General features: G+C 60.1%; 18 protein-coding genes and 1 tRNA gene. 7 read left to right on the top strand and 12 right to left on the bottom strand.

Features of this window, described 5'->3' with window-relative positions:
- The first annotated feature begins 103 nt into the window (after positions 1–103).
- The 3 genes from R3F07_14550 (at position 104) to R3F07_14560 (ending at position 3861) form a co-directional block, all read left to right on the top strand.
- Positions 104–2590, top strand: a complete 2487-nt coding sequence (locus tag R3F07_14550; protein MEZ5277597.1) for a DUF3656 domain-containing protein — start codon at positions 104–106, stop codon at positions 2588–2590.
- A gap of 16 nt (positions 2591–2606) precedes the next feature.
- Positions 2607–3125: a hypothetical protein gene (locus R3F07_14555; protein MEZ5277598.1), complete on the top strand. Its 519-nt coding sequence runs from the start codon at positions 2607–2609 to the stop codon at positions 3123–3125.
- Positions 3126–3186: 61 nt separating this feature from the next.
- The gene (locus R3F07_14560; GenBank protein ID MEZ5277599.1) at positions 3187–3861 is read left to right on the top strand and encodes a DUF2959 domain-containing protein; all 675 of its coding nucleotides are present in this window, start codon (positions 3187–3189) and stop codon (positions 3859–3861) included.
- Positions 3862–3876: 15 nt separating this feature from the next.
- Here the strand turns inward: R3F07_14560 and R3F07_14565 are convergent, their stop codons facing one another.
- The 3 genes from R3F07_14565 to R3F07_14575 all read right to left on the bottom strand — a co-directional run bounded on the left by R3F07_14565 (position 3877) and on the right by R3F07_14575 (position 6990).
- On the bottom strand, positions 3877–4119 hold the full coding sequence (locus tag R3F07_14565; protein ID MEZ5277600.1) for a hypothetical protein: 243 nt from the start codon (positions 4117–4119) through the stop codon (positions 3877–3879).
- A 61-nt stretch (positions 4120–4180) separates the two neighbouring features.
- Positions 4181–5146 (bottom strand): lysylphosphatidylglycerol synthase domain-containing protein, encoded by a 966-nt coding sequence (locus R3F07_14570; protein ID MEZ5277601.1) that lies wholly within the window; start codon positions 5144–5146, stop codon positions 4181–4183.
- A complete protein-coding gene (locus R3F07_14575; GenBank protein MEZ5277602.1) occupies positions 5143–6990 on the bottom strand; it encodes a glycosyltransferase in 1848 nt (615 codons plus the stop codon). Before R3F07_14575 ends, R3F07_14570 begins: the two co-directional genes overlap by 4 nt.
- A gap of 272 nt (positions 6991–7262) precedes the next feature.
- On the opposite strand from R3F07_14575, the gene R3F07_14580 reads away from it, so the two are divergent.
- The gene (locus R3F07_14580; protein ID MEZ5277603.1) at positions 7263–7781 is read left to right on the top strand and encodes a hypothetical protein; all 519 of its coding nucleotides are present in this window, start codon (positions 7263–7265) and stop codon (positions 7779–7781) included.
- 27 nt (positions 7782–7808) lie between these two features.
- Complete coding sequence (locus tag R3F07_14585; GenBank protein MEZ5277604.1) at positions 7809–8228, top strand: hypothetical protein; 420 nt, start codon at positions 7809–7811, stop codon at positions 8226–8228.
- A gap of 505 nt (positions 8229–8733) precedes the next feature.
- On the opposite strand, the gene fucU is transcribed toward R3F07_14585, so the two are convergent.
- The 5 genes from fucU to R3F07_14610 all read right to left on the bottom strand — a co-directional run bounded on the left by fucU (position 8734) and on the right by R3F07_14610 (position 13705).
- Positions 8734–9168, bottom strand: a complete 435-nt coding sequence (fucU, locus tag R3F07_14590; protein MEZ5277605.1) for an L-fucose mutarotase — start codon at positions 9166–9168, stop codon at positions 8734–8736.
- 51 nt (positions 9169–9219) lie between these two features.
- The gene (locus R3F07_14595; protein ID MEZ5277606.1) at positions 9220–10641 is read right to left on the bottom strand and encodes a sulfatase-like hydrolase/transferase; all 1422 of its coding nucleotides are present in this window, start codon (positions 10639–10641) and stop codon (positions 9220–9222) included.
- Positions 10642–10726: 85 nt separating this feature from the next.
- Positions 10727–11521, bottom strand: a complete 795-nt coding sequence (locus tag R3F07_14600) for an ABC-2 family transporter protein (protein ID MEZ5277607.1) — start codon at positions 11519–11521, stop codon at positions 10727–10729.
- Between the two features lie 489 nt (positions 11522–12010).
- Positions 12011–12829, bottom strand: a complete 819-nt coding sequence (locus R3F07_14605) for an ABC-2 family transporter protein (protein MEZ5277608.1) — start codon at positions 12827–12829, stop codon at positions 12011–12013.
- A 93-nt stretch (positions 12830–12922) separates the two neighbouring features.
- Entirely contained in the window at positions 12923–13705 is a 783-nt protein-coding gene (locus R3F07_14610; GenBank protein ID MEZ5277609.1) for a ParA family protein, read from the bottom strand.
- 192 nt (positions 13706–13897) lie between these two features.
- Between R3F07_14610 and R3F07_14615 the strand changes: the two genes are divergently transcribed.
- A tRNA-Cys gene (locus R3F07_14615) sits at positions 13898–13972 on the top strand.
- Between the two features lie 232 nt (positions 13973–14204).
- On the top strand, positions 14205–15203 hold the full coding sequence (locus tag R3F07_14620; GenBank protein ID MEZ5277610.1) for a hypothetical protein: 999 nt from the start codon (positions 14205–14207) through the stop codon (positions 15201–15203).
- 2 nt (positions 15204–15205) lie between these two features.
- Here R3F07_14620 and R3F07_14625 read toward each other — a convergent pair whose 3' ends face one another.
- The 4 genes from R3F07_14625 to R3F07_14640 form a co-directional block, all read right to left on the bottom strand.
- Positions 15206–15553: a hypothetical protein gene (locus tag R3F07_14625; protein ID MEZ5277611.1), complete on the bottom strand. Its 348-nt coding sequence runs from the start codon at positions 15551–15553 to the stop codon at positions 15206–15208.
- 1 nt (position 15554) lies between these two features.
- Positions 15555–16016 carry a hypothetical protein gene (locus R3F07_14630; GenBank protein MEZ5277612.1) on the bottom strand — a complete coding sequence of 154 codons (462 nt, stop codon included), beginning with the start codon at positions 16014–16016 and terminating at the stop codon, positions 15555–15557.
- Positions 16017–16144: 128 nt separating this feature from the next.
- Positions 16145–16483 (bottom strand): hypothetical protein, encoded by a 339-nt coding sequence (locus R3F07_14635; GenBank protein ID MEZ5277613.1) that lies wholly within the window; start codon positions 16481–16483, stop codon positions 16145–16147.
- A gap of 310 nt (positions 16484–16793) precedes the next feature.
- Positions 16794–17687, bottom strand: coding sequence for a hypothetical protein (locus tag R3F07_14640; protein ID MEZ5277614.1), 894 nt, complete (start codon positions 17685–17687; stop codon positions 16794–16796).
- Between the last annotated feature and the right edge of the window lie 378 nt (positions 17688–18065).

An 18065-nucleotide genomic window follows, 5' to 3' on the forward strand; every position in this document is an offset into this window, starting at 1 on the left:
AGGCGTGCACGAGCCGCTTTTCCAGACCGTCCATGATTCGCATTGCCGTATTCACAGTTGGGTCCACCTTGCGTGGTTGATGGGCCAAATCCCTCCAGACGCCTTGCGGCCCGAGTTGCTGTCACCTGCCGGCAACTGGGATTGCGTGCGCGCAGCCGTGGCCAACGGAGCCGACGCGGTCTATTTCGGCTTGCCGGGTTTCAATGCCCGGATCCGGGCGGATAATTTCACCGAAGCGGATCTGCCCGAACTGATGGCCTTCCTCCATCTTCATGGGGTCCGCGGCTATCTCACGTTCAATATCCTGGTCTTCACGAGCGAGTTGCCGGAGGCCGAACGCTATCTGCGGATGGCGGATGCGGCCGGGGTGGACGCGATCATCGTGCAGGATCTGGGGCTGGTCCGTCTGGCGCGGCAAATCACTCCCGGGCTTGAAATCCACGCCTCCACGCAGATGACGATCACCTCGCCGGAGGGAGTCGCCTTCGCCCGTTCCCTGGGGGTTGAGCGGGTCGTGGTGGCCCGGGAGCTCTCCCTGCGCGAACTGGAGCGATTCAATCCGGAGACCGACGGAATGCTTCCGATCGAGGTCTTTGTCCATGGGGCACTCTGCGTGGCCTACTCCGGACAATGTCTGACCAGTGAGAGCCTGGGGCAGCGCAGCGCCAACCGGGGTGAATGTGCGCAGGCCTGTCGCATGCCCTACGAGATGCTGGTCGATGGCGAGCCCTGCGACCTTGGAGACCGACGCTACCTTCTTTCTCCCCAGGATCTGGCCGCGGTGGACGAGATTCCGCGCCTGGTGGAGATCGGCGTGCGCAGTTTCAAGATCGAAGGGCGATTGAAGTCACCCGAGTATGTGGCGGCCGTCACCCAGGTCTACCGCCGGGCGATTGACCGGGCCCTGGCCGGGAAGGGAGCCCCTGCCACGAGCGAGGATCGTTACCAGTTGGAGATGACCTTCTCGCGCGGACTCTTCCCGGGTTGGATGCACGGGGTCAATCACCAGGAGCTGGTGCACGCGCGGTTCGGGACCAAACGGGGACCTTATATCGGCGAGATCGTTCGGGTCGGCCGGGAAGAGGTCGAGTTGGGGAGCATCGGCAATCTGAAACCGGGGGATGGAGTCGTTTTTGATACGGGCGGCAATACGGACCATGAACAGGGTGGTCGGGTTTATGAGATAGCCGGCCGCTGCCTTCGCTTTCAGCATGGGAAAATCGACTTTGGACGATTGTCGAAAGGACACCGGGTCTGGAAAACGAGCGATCCTCATCTCGAGCGCGAGTTGCGAAAAACCTTTGCCGGGACAATTGAGCCGCCGGCGCTCCCTTTGACCCTGAGAGTCTCCGGCTCTTTCGGCGGTCTGCTGGAAGTTGAGGCGATTGGGGGAGGAGCGACCGTCACTGTGGCGTCGTCGATCGAGCTGTTACCGGCGCGTTCGCGTTCGCTGAACCGGACCGTGTTGGAGGAGCATCTCGGTCGGCTCGGTGGATCGGGTTGGTCTCTGGCATCGCTGGAGTCGACGGTGCCGGACGGCCTCTTTCTACCCCTGAGCGAGCTGAATGAACTTCGTCGCCGGATGGTGGCGGCTCTGGAGGAACGGACCCGCCAAACAGATGGACGTCCACAGGCTTCTTCCAAAGGTGTAGCCACGCCGCCGGGTCGGCGTGCCGATGAAGGAATTGGCGACCTGTCCCCCGGGACACAGGGACGGCTGACGGAAGGTGACCGGGACGCGACACTTCCGCGCCTGACTGTGCTCTGTCGGACCGACGACCAGATCGGAGCGGCGTTGGAGGCGGGCATCGACGAGTTGTATCTCGATTTTGAGGACGTCAGGCGCTATGCGGATGCCGTGGCCCGCGTCCGGGATTCCCGGCGGGCGCGGGTCTTTCTGGCCACTCCGCGCATTCAGAAGGCCGGCGAACAGGGTTTCTTCAAATTGATCGAGCGGGCGGAGCCGGACGGCGTTCTGATCCGCAATCTCGGTGGGCTTTCCTGGTTCGAGGGAAGCGGGTTGCAGCGGGTCGGTGATTTCTCGCTCAACGTGGCCAATCCATTGACCGCTACGGTGCTGATGGAGCGGGGACTCGACCGCCTGACCGTTTCCTACGACCTGAACAGTGAGCAGGTCGTGTCCCTGCTGGAAGAAGCGGACCCGGGTTGGTTCGAGCTGACCCTTCATCAGCACATGCCCATGTTTCACATGGAGCATTGCGTCTACGCAGCCTTCCTGTCGAAAGGGAAAACGTTTCTCGACTGCGGTCGGCCCTGCGAGACGCACCGGATCCATCTGAAGGACCGGGTGGGGGTGGCCCATCCGGTTCATGTGGATGTGGGGTGTCGCAACACCGTTTACCACGCGCGTTCGCAGAGCGGGGCCACCTACCTGAAGGTCTTTCTGGACCGGGGGTTGAGGACTTTCAGGATCGAGCTGCTTGATGAAAATCATGCGGACTCGTTGCAATTGATCCGTGGTTACCGGGATCTCCTGGAAGGTCGACTCGACTCAAAGGCGCTTATCCGGGAGCTGAAAGTGGCCGATCAACTTGGAGTGACCGCCGGCACCCTGCTGGCCTTGCGATGAGACTATCGAACCAGACATGACAACTACCTATCGATCAGATCGGTTGCGGCGGGTGGGAACGGTGGCCCGGGTCAGCGGATTCACCATGATGCTGCTGGGAGCGCTTTCGCTGCTTTTCTCCATCATGAGCCCGCTCACCGCGGAGTTCGCCGTTTCGCTGGCCATTCTCGTTCTTGGAGTGTTCGAGTGGCGACTGGGCGCCCTTCTCAAGAAGGGCCAGGCCGAGGCCTCGCTCCGTCTGGCCCTCAATCAACTGGCTGTGGCGGGAGTCGTCACCGCCTACTCGATCTGGAAGATCGTGGTGACCACAGATGAGGCCGTCGCGGGGCTGCTCAGCCGCCCGGAGATTGCGCCTACCCTCGACCTGCTCGACCCGGTGATGCGGGCGGAGGTGATGGATCGGCTTCCCGGGGCGATTCGGCTGGCCTACCTGGTGATTGTTCCCGTCGTCTGGATGGGTTGCGGAGGCATGGCCGCCTATTACTATTTCAAGGGCAGGAAGGGCGCGGCGCAGGGGGCTTCGGAACCATCCTGAGCCTTGGGGGTCTTTGGGACTTTCCATCTCATGGATTCCTCCTAGTCTGACTCCGGTTGCCATGAAATCCCCCACTCACCTTATTCGCGTGGTTCTTCCCGGTTTGGCTCTGGGTGCCCTGTTCTTCTCGGGTTGCCAGAGTGTCTACTACGACACAATGGAGAAGTTTGGCGTCCACAAGCGCGATATCCTGGTGGAGCGGGTGGAGGAGGCCAAGGACAGTCAGGAGGAGGCCAAGGAGCAATTCGCCAGCGCCCTGGAGGAGTTTCTGTCGGTCACCGAATACAAGGGTGGCGATCTTCAGGCGAAATACGAAGACCTTTCGTCAGAGCTGGAAAAGAGTGAGGCGCAGGCCCGCGACGTCCGCGATCGGATTAACTCGATCGAATCGGTAGCCGAGGCGCTCTTCGAGGAATGGGGCGATGAGTTGTCTCAATACAGCAATCCGTCCCTCAGGGCTTCGAGCGAGAAGCAGCTGACGGCCACCCGGGATCGCTACGATCGTTTGATGGTCGTGATGCGAAAGGCGGAAAGCGGGATGGATCCCGTTCTCGATGCCTTCCGCGATCAGGTTCTCTTTCTCAAGCACAACCTGAATGCCCGGGCCCTCGCATCACTAGAAGAGACATCGGTCGGCTTGCAGGAAGACATCAATGATCTGATCCGCCAGATGGAGGGCTCGATAGCGGAAGCCTCCGCCTTCATCGAGGCCATGCGGGAAGCCGAGTCGGGTTGAATCCCGCGGTCGGGGTCATTTCGATCCCCGTTTCTTGACCATTTCCAGCTGATGGGCGCGGATGAGTCCGCGGTTCAAGCGGTCGGTCATGTCCTGGATCGCCTTGTCCCAATCCTCATCGGTCGGCTCATAGGGTTGCCAGTCCTCGAAGCGGGCCATCTGGCAGTGCCAGCTGGGTTTGTCGCCGAAGTAACGGAATTGGACCTGAAATTTCCTTCCGTCGTCGTCGCGCTTCCACCAACCGATCTTGTTTCGCATGGGATCGCAGTGTGAAAAACCGAAGCCGGAGTGCAATCGGGATCGTGAACCGGGGCTCCTTTCAAGAGGAGTGACGGTTTCTCTCAACGATCGCCGCGAGAAGAAAAGCGACTCCGTCGGAGGCCACTTGCGCCATCCGCAGGGCAAGGAAGAGGGCGGCGGCGGATGGGTAACCGATCTGTCCGCTGAAGAGCGCCACGAGGATTCCCTCCCGGACACCGACTCCGCCGGGTGCTCCCGGTGTGACAAAACCGACGATCCAGGCGAGCGCGCAACCCCAGGTCAGTTCCCACCATCCGAGGGCAAGCGGTTCTGCCCAGAGGTTTTGGGCCAGGAGGAACGCGGAGGTTCCAAAAAGCAGGAAATTGACCCCATTGCAGAACACCGCCTGGGAAAGATGGGGGATGCCCACCCGGTCGATTGCTTCATGGATCACCCGGATTCGTGGCTTGAGCAGGCGCCAGGCAAGCGGACTCAGCAGGAGTCCGATCAACACGACGATCGAGAGGGTCCGGTATTCCGGCGCCGCCAGGCCAAAGCCGGCCAGGCCGATGGCCGCTCCGGTTCCGACGGCCAGAACGGTTTCGACGAGGATGCTGATCAGGATGACCGGGGTCGTCAGGCCTTCGCGGCGGGCAAGGATCATCTTGCCCAAATAGTGAAAGACATTTCCCGGCAGGTATTTGGCGATCTGGCTGCGTCCCGTGATGGAGAAGGCCTGTTTCCAGGAAACAGGATGAAGCCTGCGAACAATCCGTTGCCAGGCCAGGGCGTTGATTCCCACGGAGATGAGACCGAAAATGACGACCGCCGTCCCCACAAGAATGGAGCCGCCATCCGAGCGGACCGGGGGGAGTTCCTGTTTGTAGCGGTAAACCGTGAAAAGGAGAAACCCGATACAAACCATCGAGACGATCCGCCCGACCCAGGTCAGAACCCGGTGCCAGGGTTTTTCAGTCCTGGCCGGACTCGTTTCAGGCTCGGTCGCTTGCTGTGTCGTCGAAAACTGGTTCTCGGGCGGGTTCATCGGTCGGCAACTGTTCCCTCGGAATCCGGCCTGAGGATGAAGACCAGGGTTGGAATGATGGGACGAAAGAGAGTGAAGAGAACAGGCGAAAGGAAGTGAAGGGACCTTTTGAGTATTCCTGGAGATCCGGCCACCAGGGTGGCCTTCATGGCTTGGAGCGTGATGTCTTTCGGGATGAGCCCGGCCTCCTCACACAGTCCCAGGAGGTCCCGGCGGCTGAGTAATCGGCAGTCATAGCGTTCGCCACGGCCGAAGAGCCGGACCAGGCGGTTGGCCCATTCGCGCGGCAGCCAACTGAGAAAAGGAAGTCGGTAATGCGCCTCAAAGACCCGCCACCGGTTGGGGACGGCCAGGTAGCCGAGGCCGTTCATTGGAAGCAGTCTCCGGATTTCCGTGAGGTGGCTCAATTGATCGGCCCGTTCGCCGACGTGTTCGATCACATGGTTGGTGATGACGATGTCGAAGGCGCTATCAGCAAAGGGCAGGCGGGTCGATTCGACGATCTGAAAGGCATAGCCGTCCAGAGCGATTCGCTCGTCCCGGACATCGACCGCGGCAACGGATCCGGACGGGTTGAGCCGACTCAGTTCGTGGGCAATGATCCCGGATCCGGTTCCGATCTCCAGGATACGTGTCCCGTCGACCGGACGGATCTCCCCGATGAGGCGGGCGATATTTCGGGCTTTCCCGACCCGCGATTCCGGGTCGAGAATGGCATGTCCAAGGGAGACCTTCCCGGCGGATAGTGCCACCACGGCTTCGGCCAGCCGGGTCCAGCCACGGGTATCCGATCGGTCACGGCTGACCCGTTCGGCGAAAGGTTTCCGCTGATGCGGATCGACAAACCGCCTCAGGGCCTCCGCCAGAGCCGCTCGATTGTTCGGAGGAACCAGAAGGCCATGGCCTTCATCCTCGACTTCCCTAAATGTGGGCAGTCGGCTGGCGATGACGGGAACCCCGGCGCCGAGGGCCGCCTGGAGGGCCGCGCTACCGGTGCCCTCGGCGTAGGGAAATACCGCAAAATCCGCGGCCCGCAGGCAAAGGGTCAGGTCGTCGTCGGAAAGGTACTCAAGGCGAAACCGGGTTCGGTCCTCGATCCCCAGGCTGCGGGCCTCGGCCGGGAAATCGGCTTCCTTGATCCAGGGCTCGCCTGCGACGAGCAACCGGACAGAAGGCTGGTCGCGCGCCACGTCTGCGAAAGCCTCGAGGAGCAGACTGAGTCCCTTGTAGGGCCGGATCAGGCCGAAGAAGAGGATAACCGTCTCGCTGTCGAGGAGGTTGAGCTGTTGGCGGGCCGCGGACCGGCTGATCATGACGCCGCCCGCAAACCGATCCACCCGGGGGTGCGGGATCACCCGGATGGCGGCATCCCGCTTCAGGACCGACTTCAGTCGCGCCTGCTCGCTGGTGGTCTGGACAATGAATCGATGGGCCCGACGCAGCACGCGCCTGGCCAGAAAACGCGCGATCCAGCCGGCATCGTGGTCGACCACATTGTGACAGATGAAGATGAGTCGGGTAGGCGAACCCTTGAGGCAGAGGGCCAGCAGCAGATAGTACGGAGTCCAGAATTGCGTCCACCAGGGCAGGCAGAGCGCGTCGTAGTGCCGGGCCCGACGGCCGGCCTTGATCCAGGTCAGGGGGTTGAGGCAGTCCAGGTCATAGCGCACCCCCTCGATCCGCCGGGTGGCCGGGTCGACATCCGATCGCCCCGGGTAAAGGAATTTTGGATACTGGCGGCGATAGGATTCGAGGGTGACCGGAGTGAGCTTCCGCAGGGATCGGTAAAGCTCGGTCGTGTAGTGGGCGATGCCTCCACGGTAGGGCGGCGCGGGGCCGATCATCAGGATTCGCGGTTCTCCGTTCCGGCCGCCGGGCAAGGGTCTTGCTGAAGGCTCGGTCAATGGCCCGGGCCTCTTCCCCTGGAGTTGGTCAATCGTGCCTTCATCGGTTCCCGGGCACACTTGCGCGCCAAGGGACAAAGGCAAGTCCGCGATGGCCGGATCCCGGATAAGCCGCGACAGAGCGCGGCTGTTGCAGGGGTCGAAACCGACCTATTGCCGTCCCGCAACTCCGGATTGGAATTGACGGCCGGGGCGGACCGTCTTGTCTCGGGATGATGAAACTCTCCAGATTGCCCATCGTCGCCTCCGTCCTGACCTTGATCGTCTCCCTTGCGGGAATTCCGTCCGCCTCAGCCGCGGTCGATCCGAATATGCCCGTCGAAACCAAGGCCGACATGGAGGCCTATATCAACCTCCTGCGGAAGGATTTCGAAGTGGTCAAGGTGGACCTGATCAACGACGCGATGGGCTTGTCGGTCGATGACGCTGCCGTTTTCTGGCCGATTTACCAGCAGTACGAAACCGACCGCAAAGAGCTGGTCGATGCGCGTTTCGGCATCATCTATGATTTTGCCCAGACCATCGATGACATGACCGATTCGGTCGCCATCGATCTTGTATCGCGCTCCTTCGCCCTGGAGCGGTCCCGGACCGATTTGAAGGAGAAGTATTTCGGAATCCTCTCCGAGAAACTCGGTCCCCGAAAGGCCGCCCGGTTTCTCCAGGCCGAAAGCCAACTGGAGGCATTGGTCAACTTCCGACTCGCCTCCGAAATTCCCCTGATCGACTGAGCGCAATCTCCCCGGATGGACCACTCGATGCGCAGGCTGGCGCTCGGTTTTCTTGGAATGGCCCTCCTCGCGTGGACCGGGTGCTCGGGCGGAGGAGAGGCAGCATCGAAGGATGAAGGCGGCGGAGTCAATTCCGCCAACCTGGTGGGAACCTGGACCCGTCCCGACGGCGGTTATATTCTCCAGATTCGATCGGTGAATCCGGACGGCACCCTCGGCGCCGCCTACTTCAATCCCGGTCCGATCCACGTCGGCGAGGCCCGGTGGCGGATCGCTGGAACCGTCCTGAAGGCCGAGGTCACCCTCGACGACGTCAACTATCAGGGCTCGAACTACACCTTGGTTTACGATTCCGAGACTGATCAGCTTGAGGGTGTCTACTACCAGGCTGTCGCCCGGCAGAGCTTTCAGGTTTTCTTTGTCCGCCGACCGGCCGGCGGCGGATGATTTCCGGGTGGGGGAGCGGGATTTGGTTCCGAAGGACGGCCCAGCGGTCCGTCCCTACCAGTCCGATCTGTCTCTGGGGTAGGGCGTGACCGCCGGGCGCGCCGCTTCACCGGGAACGATCCTGAACCAACGCAACCGCGACAAAGCGCAGTCACGACATCATGCCGGATCAAACCACACGTAGCAGACTACGTATGGTTTGAATCTGCAAAACAAACGGTAGCAGCCTAGAATGGCGCTCAGTTAAGGGTGCTTGTCGTTGTTTTGTCTCGGACAATCGTTGCGGCTGGCCGGGGACGTCCAGCCCTACCACGGATGATCTGATTTCAGTTGGTAGGGCGAGGGCCTCTGGACCCGCCGTCGAAGAGCAAACAGAGCTTTGTTGGCTCGTTGCGCCTTGGTGCTGACTGAGCGCCATTCATAGCAGACTACGTATGGTTTTGAATGTCCAAACAAACGGTAGCAGGCTACGTATGGTTTGCGATGGCGAAACCACCTCCCTGCCTCAACCGGCCGGGGTCACGCCCTTCTTCAGGATGATATTGCCGTATTTGGCGATTTCTCCGGTCATGACCACGGCGAAGGCGCTTTTCGCCCGGTCATAGAAGGCAAAGCGATCGATCCGGGTGATGGCCGGGGCGGTCGGGGCGTGCTTGCGGATGGGGGCGAGGTAGGCGGCCTCGACTGTCGGGTCGAGGCTGTCGCCCTCGACGGCCGCCATCATGACCAGTGGGTCGGGGACGTAGGCGTCGATTTCCAGGAGAGGCAGGATGCCGTCGAGCAAAGCGGCGATCCCGATCCCATCGGCCCGGATCACCCGGGAGTTCATGGTTTCGCCGGGAAAATGGGCGTCGGCCAGGACGATCTCGTCGCCATGGCCCATCCGGCAGAGAACGGCGAGCAGTTCCGGTGAGAGAAGAGGGGAGATACCTTTAAGCATTGGATGAAAAGATGGCTAGTTGGGAATTGAATGGGTCCTTATGGCGACGGGTCAGCTCCAGTGGCTCCAGAAGACGGCTCCGACCCGTGACGTTCGATCTCCGTTCTGGTGACTCATCTCGACGAGCTGGGTCCTCAGGGCTTTGAGGCAGTCGGCATGGTCCGCTGAACGTGACAGGTCGAAGGTTTCGTCCGGATCCTTCTTCAGGTTGAAGAGTTGGGTGGCCCGGTAGCCTTCTTGTCCGGCGTATTCGATCAGTTTGAAGTCGTCCAACACCAGGCCGCGGATGGTCCGGGCGTAGGCGAGGTAGAGGCAGTCAATTCCAGGGCCGCCTTGCCAGGTTTCCCGGAGCGAACCACCTTCGACCGTTTCGGGGACCTCAAGGCCGGTCAGTTCGCAGAGGGTTCGGAAGAGGGAATGATGGACGACTCTCCCGGTGGGCCGGACACCGCCGGGAACCCCGGGACCGGACAGGATCATGGGGACGCGGACGCTGTGGTCGTAGACGCATTGTTTCCCCAGCAGGCCATGCCGGCCCACGGCGAGTCCATGGTCGGCGGTGAAGACCACGATGGTGTTCTCCCATTGACGGGTCTGCTCGAGCGCCTCCCGGAGTCGGCCGAACTCATGGTCGAGATGGGTGATCATCGCGTAATAGTCGGCGATGTGCCCGCGGATCTGGTCGGGCCGTCGTGGCATATCCGCGAGCGACTCGTCGCGGGCCTTGAGGCGTTCGCCATCGCGCGTCGTTCCCGGCAGGGCTCCTGTCTGGTGCGGGTGCTGGGCGAGGAAGCTCTCGGGCAGCGGGATGGACTTGGGATCGTAGAGGTCATGGAACCTCTGCGGGGCGGTCCGCGGGTCGTGAGGCGCGGTCAGGGCGACCGAGAGAAAGAAAGGGGCCGGGCCATCGTGGTTGGTGACAAAGGTCCGGGCCGCTTCGACAAAGACCTCGGTTGCGTGTTGACCGGCACTGGTATGATCCCCGTCACGAAACTGGACGGTCTTCTCGTGAAATGGTTCCTTCACGAACGGTGTCCTTGCGTCGTAGCGTCCCGACGGGTCGTGGTGGAAGAGCGGCATATTCCATTGGTCACCCATGCCCCCGATGAAAATCTCGGCGCCGTCGGCAAAACTGCGAGCCAGGCTCTCCCGGCAATTGTGCCATTTTCCCGTGTGGAAGGTCCGGTAGCCGTTCCTGAGAAAGTGTTGACCGAGCGTCGTGTGGGCCGCGGGGATGTGTTGGCCTTCGCCTTCGATCTGAAAGAGGGAACGTCCGGTATGGATCATGGCGCGGCTCGGCATGCAGACGGCCCCATGACTGCCCCCCGGCATGTAGCAGCGTTCGAAGCAGACACCCTCTGCCGCCAGACGGTCGAGATTGGGAGTCCGCACGGTGGGGTCGCCCATGCAGGCGAGGCCGTCGAAGCGGAGATCGTCGCATACGAAAAGCAGGATATTCGGACGGTCGTTCACCGCTGGCGACTCTATCTCCGGGTCGCTCCCGCGCTCAAGGTTTCATTGAGTCGAATACGGTCGCCCCCCGAAACCCTCACTCCGGCTAGGAACTGGCGCTGGTGTACTGACGCAGGCCGCGGCTGAACATCAGGACAGCCAGCCCGAACCAGGCGATGGTCACGCCGACCAGCCAGAGCAGGGTGACGGGCTGAATTCCATCGATGAGCGTCCGGGCCGGGAAATTGCTGACGATAACCGCGGGGAAGAAATAGACGAAGACCACGGTGCCGAGTCCCCGGAAGGCGGAGCGCGGCAGACGGGAAAATTCAAACAGCGTGAAGTAGCCGCCCTCGACACCGTCGGTCCGGATGATCCAGAACGTTGTCGCCATGAGCATGGTACAGACGCTGTAGTGGATGAGGAGGCCGCAGAAGACCATGACGGTGAAGGCGAGGATATCCCAGACGCCGGGATGGAGCCCCAGCTTGGCGGCGGCGAAGATGACTAGGGCAACACCCAGGATGGCATTGATCAGACCGTCCAGTTCCACCTTTCGGGTGGAGACCATGAAGAGAGGGTTGCCGGGTTGGGCGAGAAAGAAGTCGAAGGTGCCGGTACGCACGGTGTGGCCGATCGCAAAGAGATTCGACATGAACAGCCCCATGAAGAGCCGGCCGATGACCATGGAGGTGCCGACAAGAAGCAGCATCTCGTATTTCGACCAGCCGGCCAGGGAGTCGATATGGCCGAAGATGACCTCAATCAGGACAATGTTCACCACCATCCAGGCCGCCTCGACCAGGAACCAGAGGATGGTGTCGAACCGGAACATCAGGTTGCGCACGACCGAATACCGCATCGAGGCCAGCCAGATCTTGAGGTAGGCAGTCAGGGTCATATTAAGAAGGAATCCCGGTTTTTCGTGAGTTGAGAACAGGCGCCCTTGAATCCACGCGAATCCACGCGAACGAATCCAGACCGGGATGACGCAGGACTCTGCCAACCCCCACGCTTCAAGCTGGGAGAACGTGCTCGCCCCCCAAATGTAGTCGCGCCAGTCTCTTGGGGCGCAACCAAGTGGATTTGCGGCAAGAGACTGCCGCGACTACAACTCAGAGAATACTGCTGAGACCCTGTTTTCCCGATGCCGTTGGAGATTCCATCATCTCGGCATTCGCGTCGATTCGCGTGGATTTGCCGATCATAATCCAAGGGATCATTCATTTCCTGCAATTCGGTCCGATCCCGGGTATCGGGGACTCGGCGAAGCCAGGATGTGATGAAGCGCAAGGCGGATCGCTGAAAACGTGCGGGCGTCCCGATGCGTTGGCGTGATCGGGATGACCGGGTTATATCTTCCATCTGCCTTCTCACATCTTCCATGATCTTAGCCGCCGACCGCGGTATGCTTTCGTAATCCCACATTCCAGAGAACCCGGGCGAGAAGGATGAAGGCAATCGTCCAGAAGGCCTGGATGAAGAGACCGTTGATGACCTGGCCCTGGTCGAGTCGGCCCGAGACGAGGGCGACCGGGAAGTAGATCTGGTAGGTGAAGGGCAGGTACACGGAGATCCGGTAAAGGCTCTCCGGCAGCAGATCGAGGGGAAAGATCTGGCCGCTGAGCAGACTCTCGACCGCCATCGAAAGGATGACCCACCCGGCGATGTCGAGAAACCAGAAGGCGAGCATCCCGAAACAGAAGGCGATGGTGAACTGGATGAGGGCCGCCATGACGAAGGCGGGCACCGCCGCCGCCCAACGCCAGGGCTCACCTGGGAAGACCAGGAGTTGGTGGGTGAAGGGGAGGATCAGGGCAAAGGGGACGAGCACGAGGAAACCCGTCACCACGCGTCCGGCGAAGAAGAGTGTCAGACGGTAGACGAAGTAATCGATCGGCTTGGTGATGAACTGATTGATCAGGCCGTTGCGGATTTCTTCGCTGATCTGGAAATCTTCGTTGAAAGCGGCGATCAGATAGTTGGCAAAGAGGGCGATGAGGAAGTAGGTGATCGTCTGATCGAGCGGGAACCCTCCGATCGTTTCCTGTCCGCGGAAGGCCGCCAGCCAGAGAATGATCACAACGAGCAATTGGACGATCGAGAAACCGGCCCGGATGAGAAAGTTCCACCGGTAGACCAACGCACCCTGCACGCCCATCCCGAAGACATGCCGGTACTTGTCGAAAAACAGACGGAGCGTCGTCATTTCCAGGTGGGGATCACGAGCGTGAAGTCCCTCGTGGGGGCGCGCCACGTGCGCGCCTTCGAAGTGCTGATTTCTGGCGGCCGGTCGCCATCATCAACCCTTCAGGTTGAATCGTGCGATCACCTCCTTGGCGAGGTTCCGGTAGGCAGTAGCGCCCGGATTGAGGTTGTCGTATTCGAAAATGGTCTGACCGAAACTCGGTGCCTCGCTCAGGCGCACCGTCCTGGGGATGACCGTGTCGAAAATCTGTTCAGGCAAATGGGTGCGGACTTCCTCGACCACCTGGCGGGAAAGATTGGTCCGGATGTCGAACATTGTCATGATGATCCCGCCGACCTCGAGACCGACGTTGACCTCGGCCTCGTGCAGGCGATCCACGACCTTGAGGATCTGGCCCAGACCTTCGAGGGCCAGGTATTCGCATTGCAGGGCAATGAGCAGGTAATTGGCCGCCGCCAGGCTGTTCATGGAGAGCAGGCCGAGGGCAGGGGGGCAGTCCAGGATGATGGCGCGGAATCGGTCGGACTCGACCGCCGGGCGTATCACCTCGCGCAATTGCAGCAGGTAATCGGTCTTGCGGGCCATTTCGATCTCGGCCGCGGCCAGATCCACCTCCGACGGCACCAGCGAGAGCCGCTTGATCTTGGTTTCGACGATGTGGTCAAGGATGGAGCCCTCGCCTGAGAGCGGACCGTAAATGCTCTGTCCTTCGATCTTTTCGACGCCGAGCCCGCTGGTGGCGTTTGCCTGGGGGTCCAGGTCGATGACCAGGGTATCGACTTTCTGGTCGGCGAGGGCGGCGGCCAGGTTGATTGCGGTGGTGGTCTTGCCGACCCCTCCCTTCTGGTTGGCGATAGTGAAAACGGTGGCGGGCATGACGGTGGATGAGGTAAGGGTGGGAGCGGCCGGGCGGTGCGGGTCTCATTGAAAACGCCAATGGGTCCCAAATGGCAAGCCAGCCTTTGGAGCAAGAATGCCGGGGAATTCGAAAAACCGCTTGATCCGGGGAGTCTTTTGACCTTCTTTACCTGCCTTCCCGACTCGCGGCTCTGTTCCGCGGCGGTCAAAGGCGCGGTAGCCAAGTGGTAAGGCCGGGCTCTGCAAAAGCCCTATGCGCCGGTTCGATTCCGGCCCGCGCCTCCAATCCTAACTGTCTTAACAGGAGGGATTTTGGAGCTGCGGGGTCCGCAACGGACATCAAAACGGACACCAAAATCACCACTCCGCGAGAACTTGGCGGCACCGGCACCAACCCGCCGACTACCCGCTAACGCTTCGGAACCGGTTTCAGATATCGTCTTGGTTGCCTTCCAAAACCATGAAAACACGATATCGCTTAACTCGCCGGGGGAGTAGGGGAGGCACGTACTATTGCGTGGATTCCACGACCCTCGAACGCACGAGCCTGCACACGACCGATGCCGACGAAGCGCGGCAGATCGTCGCAGCCAAGAACCAGGCTGAACGCCAACCGGCGCTCAATCTCCAGATCGCCAAAGCCTATCTGGCCGGCACGGATAATGGCATGAACAAGCGCACCTGGCAGGATGCATTGGAGTCGCTTACAAACACCAAGCAGGGTGCCAACAAAGAACGCTGGCACCGCGTGGCCCAGGACAAGGCCCTGGGGCTCTTGCTGCCACGGGTCATCACTGAGACACCGGGTGAACTCCTGCTGCAGGTGATTCATAGCGGCACGGTTTCAACCAACATCTATCTCCGCCGGCTGCACAACTTCTGCCTGGACATGAACTGGCTCCCATGGCCGTTGATTCCCAAACGCCAGTGGCCGGCCATTCGCTTCAAAGAAAAGCGAGCCATTACGTGGGACGAGCATAGCCGCATTGTCGCTCGGGAGGGGAATCCGGAGCGCAAGGCGTTTTATCAACTCGCGTGGCACCTTGGCCCATCACAGTCCGATCTGGCTCACCTCACTGCCGAGGACGTGGATTGGTCCGCCAGGATCATTTGCTTTGTCCGCATGAAAACGAGATGGCGCAACCAGCAGCCGCCGCAGATTCGGTTCGGCGCCGAGGTTGAAACTATTCTGGCAACGTTGCCTAAAACCGGCCCCCTGTTTCCCTACCTTCGGGGAGTGGAGCCAGGGCACCGCGCGACTGAGTTCCGCCAACGTTGCATCGGGCTGGGAATTCGGGGCGTGACCCTCCACAGTTACCGCTACGCATGGGCTGAGCGGGCAAAGGTGGCAGGGTATCCCGAACGGTTCGCGCAGCTCGCCTTGGGGCATAATAGTAAGGCAGTGCATCGGGCCTATTCGAGGAAGGCGCAGGTTACTTTGCCTCCCTTGGAAGACTACGAAAAGAGCATGGCGGAGTCCGTGGTGGTTCCACTTCCGCTACCCGCCACAGGCTGAGGTCAGCCCTGGGCCTGATTCAGAAGTTCGATATGTGAAGGCTTCCCGTTTGGATTTGATCCCGGGGAGCCACCTTTCTTGCGCAGATTCTTTTGCTTCCAGTGTTGGCCGACCGTGTTTGTTACTTTAGCCAACCAGGCGCGATTCTTGGCGAGATCCAGAACCTCTGTCGCGGCGAAATACTTGACGCTGTTGGGTTGTGGATTTCCCAATGGCTTAAGCAGCCGAGCCGTTACCAGAACGGGCACATCATGTGGTTGGCAATTCAGTACCCAGGCAGTCTGCTCAGCAGTCAAGCGGGCCGGTAGCTGTCCCAGCAGGACAAGAAAGCGATGTTGGTCCTCTCTCATTTCAGTCGCTCGCGAGTTTGAAGTTGGCGTAGGCCGGATGCCGATGGCTCAAGAGTTTCACGTTCCACCAGGAACGCTCCTTGGAGACATATTTAGCGCAGTAGTCCGCGACGTCGTCGCGATTGTTGACCGGTTCGATCCGAGCTCGACCGTAGCGATTGAACCATGTTCTCCAGATATCACGACGGGATTTGGACATGCAGTCGCACCACAGCGCATGGACGTGAAAGCCATCTCGGGCGGGGTTTTGTTCCAGCGCGTAGAAATACGAGACTCCTCTCATCTCCTTGCGCATGAACTTTTCGTAACACCGTTGCGCCGAATCAATCGAAGCCTCCCACGAGAACGTCATGTGCGAAATCACCTGCCAGGGTGCCAGGGAGTGGACCCAATCGCCCATCTCAACATTCAACTGAGCAACCCTCAGCCGCTCCTCTGGTTCAATATTTCTAGCTCGGTTCATGAATTAGCTTTCTGTTCTACCCATCTGTACACACCTCTCGGACAAGGATGGGTTGCCGGCGGCGCGCGCTGGGCGCGCATCCACCGGCAATCCAACCACGGGGCCGTCTTGCATGGCCACGTTACGACTTATTCCAAAGGCTGAACCGATGTTGCCCGAATGATCACCCCGTTTAGGGCGTCAAACGTGTTGGGCTCCATCGAGTCGAAATCCACCACCAGCTTTTGCCCGTCCTTGAACTGGCAGGGACAATCCTTAGCGGCTTGTTCGACGGTCTGCACGGTTCTCGGGCACCACATCTGGACTGTGGGTGCCTTTCCGTCTGCACATTGAACTTCGTAAAGGTTCATGATACCGACGACGTGCTTGGCCTTATTCTGCACTTCCTTGAAGCGATGCGCTACAAACTTGGCGACGACCACGCGACGGCCGGCCAGGAAGTTTTCAACTGCGATCTGCTGTTTCATGTTCTGTTTTGGCATTACTACGCGAGAAGCGACGCCACTGCTTTCGCCGCTGGACCTACCAACGATCTGTCCGTTGCATTCTCTGTTCCCGCTGGACAGGCGGACAGAGCGGCCCGGCATGAACACACCGGTGTGGCCATAGCCGGGGTGTCGTGACCTGGGATATCGCCATTGATGGGTCCAGCAGACGCTACCAACGCCGACGTTTTTGCTTCACTTGAAGTTCCAGTCACGCACCCACAGTAGCACTCGAAATCCGAAGCGCAGTAGTTTGGGACAGAGCGACCGTGCCGCTGTCCTAAACCCTCGACTATTGGTCAGAATTCGGCCTTGGCCCCGGAGTTCGCTGCGTTGTCAGCCCGAGACGCTCACGACGTTTCTTGAGTGTCCCTGGCATCAACCGCTGACCCGTCCGAAGCAAGATCGCGTCAGAAAGCTCGTTCTCAGTAAGCAGGTTGTATTTCATCCGAAGCCAATTGAATGCGAGTTCGTAGTTTATTGGCTCAATGTCCTTCTCTGGCTCTTGAAGGACACGGGCGAACTCCACCATCCACTTCGAGCCGACCGGATTGTTCCGTTGCCAGTCCAAGACCAAGTCTTCGGTCCACTTGTGCGCCATCTCAGCAAAGAAAGCCTGCACCGCCTCCTTTTGGAATCTCTCCCGATCCTCAGCCTTCTCAGCGGTGTCTGCGCGGTAGACCAGTTCTGCCGTCATCGGCTGCATCCCCGCCAGCACCTTTAGGCGAGCTTGATAGACGTCGAACTCTTCGCGGGCTTTCGGGTCAGGTGGGCCACTCTTGATGTCCGGAAAGCGTTCCTCGATGTAAGCAAGGTCTTCATCCGACGCCTTGAAGCAGTTGGCCAGGGCTTGCAGTTCCTCTTTCGTATGTTTGGCGAAATCAACCATTCGGTCCAATTCCTTCCGGGCTTCGGCTTCAGTTAACCGAGAGTCCAGATAGTTGAGATTTATCGCCTCTTCTCTGCCGTCCTCAAAGCGGCGCCACCGACCAATCACCCAGATGTCGCCATCTCCCATTGCCGCGTCGAACAACGGCCGCATCTTGTCATCGGGAGCAGGGGCTGCCTCACTCGCCTTCATCCGACCAAGGCCCACGAATTCGCGAACCCAATAGTAGGGCGTCAGTTCGATTCGGTCGCGATACTCAACCAACGACACTCCTGCGAATGGGGGGATTACCGTCATCCTTCGACTAACGTTCAAAACTGAGACAGCCCTGCAGGGATTGTCTCAAGTGGGTTGTTGGGCTCTTTTGCGTGCCCGTGGTTCGGTCGCCGCAACTGGACCATAAGATTAGCGATTTCGTTTCCTGTGGAGCGCCCACCTTTCGGTAAGGTAGGACACACCGCAACCGAAGGACAATAGCACGAACATAGCTATCGTCGGTACGGCCATATCGTGTCTTTCGAATGTCATGACTTCCCAGGTCGTCGGGACTAACACGTCCCACGATCTAAAACTCCCTGCCACCGCCATCAGGATAAACATCACTGCGAACTTACCGAACCAAATGGTCGCCATGTATGAGACTCGGACGCTGTAGGGAAACATCCAACGGGCTGC

Source organism: Opitutaceae bacterium, from assembly GCA_041395105.1.
Classification (GTDB): domain Bacteria; phylum Verrucomicrobiota; class Verrucomicrobiia; order Opitutales; family Opitutaceae; genus B12-G4.

Excerpts from the sequence above, each read along its gene's own strand:
- R3F07_14575 (MEZ5277602.1), bottom strand. The coding sequence starts at position 6,990 with ATGATCGGCCCCGCGCCGCCCTACCGTGGAGGCATCGCCCACTACACG.
- R3F07_14560 (MEZ5277599.1), top strand. The coding sequence starts at position 3,187 with ATGAAATCCCCCACTCACCTTATTCGCGTGGTTCTTCCCGGTTTGGCT.
- R3F07_14635 (MEZ5277613.1), bottom strand. The coding sequence starts at position 16,483 with ATGAAACAGCAGATCGCAGTTGAAAACTTCCTGGCCGGCCGTCGCGTG.
- R3F07_14555 (MEZ5277598.1), top strand. The coding sequence starts at position 2,607 with ATGACAACTACCTATCGATCAGATCGGTTGCGGCGGGTGGGAACGGTG.
- R3F07_14585 (MEZ5277604.1), top strand. The coding sequence starts at position 7,809 with ATGCGCAGGCTGGCGCTCGGTTTTCTTGGAATGGCCCTCCTCGCGTGG.
- R3F07_14600 (MEZ5277607.1), bottom strand. The coding sequence starts at position 11,521 with ATGACCCTGACTGCCTACCTCAAGATCTGGCTGGCCTCGATGCGGTAT.
- fucU (MEZ5277605.1), bottom strand. The coding sequence starts at position 9,168 with ATGCTTAAAGGTATCTCCCCTCTTCTCTCACCGGAACTGCTCGCCGTT.
- R3F07_14580 (MEZ5277603.1), top strand. The coding sequence starts at position 7,263 with ATGATGAAACTCTCCAGATTGCCCATCGTCGCCTCCGTCCTGACCTTG.
- R3F07_14610 (MEZ5277609.1), bottom strand. The coding sequence starts at position 13,705 with ATGCCCGCCACCGTTTTCACTATCGCCAACCAGAAGGGAGGGGTCGGC.
- R3F07_14640 (MEZ5277614.1), bottom strand. The coding sequence starts at position 17,687 with ATGACGGTAATCCCCCCATTCGCAGGAGTGTCGTTGGTTGAGTATCGC.
- R3F07_14630 (MEZ5277612.1), bottom strand. The coding sequence starts at position 16,016 with ATGAACCGAGCTAGAAATATTGAACCAGAGGAGCGGCTGAGGGTTGCT.
- R3F07_14625 (MEZ5277611.1), bottom strand. The coding sequence starts at position 15,553 with ATGAGAGAGGACCAACATCGCTTTCTTGTCCTGCTGGGACAGCTACCG.
- R3F07_14565 (MEZ5277600.1), bottom strand. The coding sequence starts at position 4,119 with ATGCGAAACAAGATCGGTTGGTGGAAGCGCGACGACGACGGAAGGAAA.
- R3F07_14605 (MEZ5277608.1), bottom strand. The coding sequence starts at position 12,829 with ATGACGACGCTCCGTCTGTTTTTCGACAAGTACCGGCATGTCTTCGGG.
- R3F07_14570 (MEZ5277601.1), bottom strand. The coding sequence starts at position 5,146 with ATGAACCCGCCCGAGAACCAGTTTTCGACGACACAGCAAGCGACCGAG.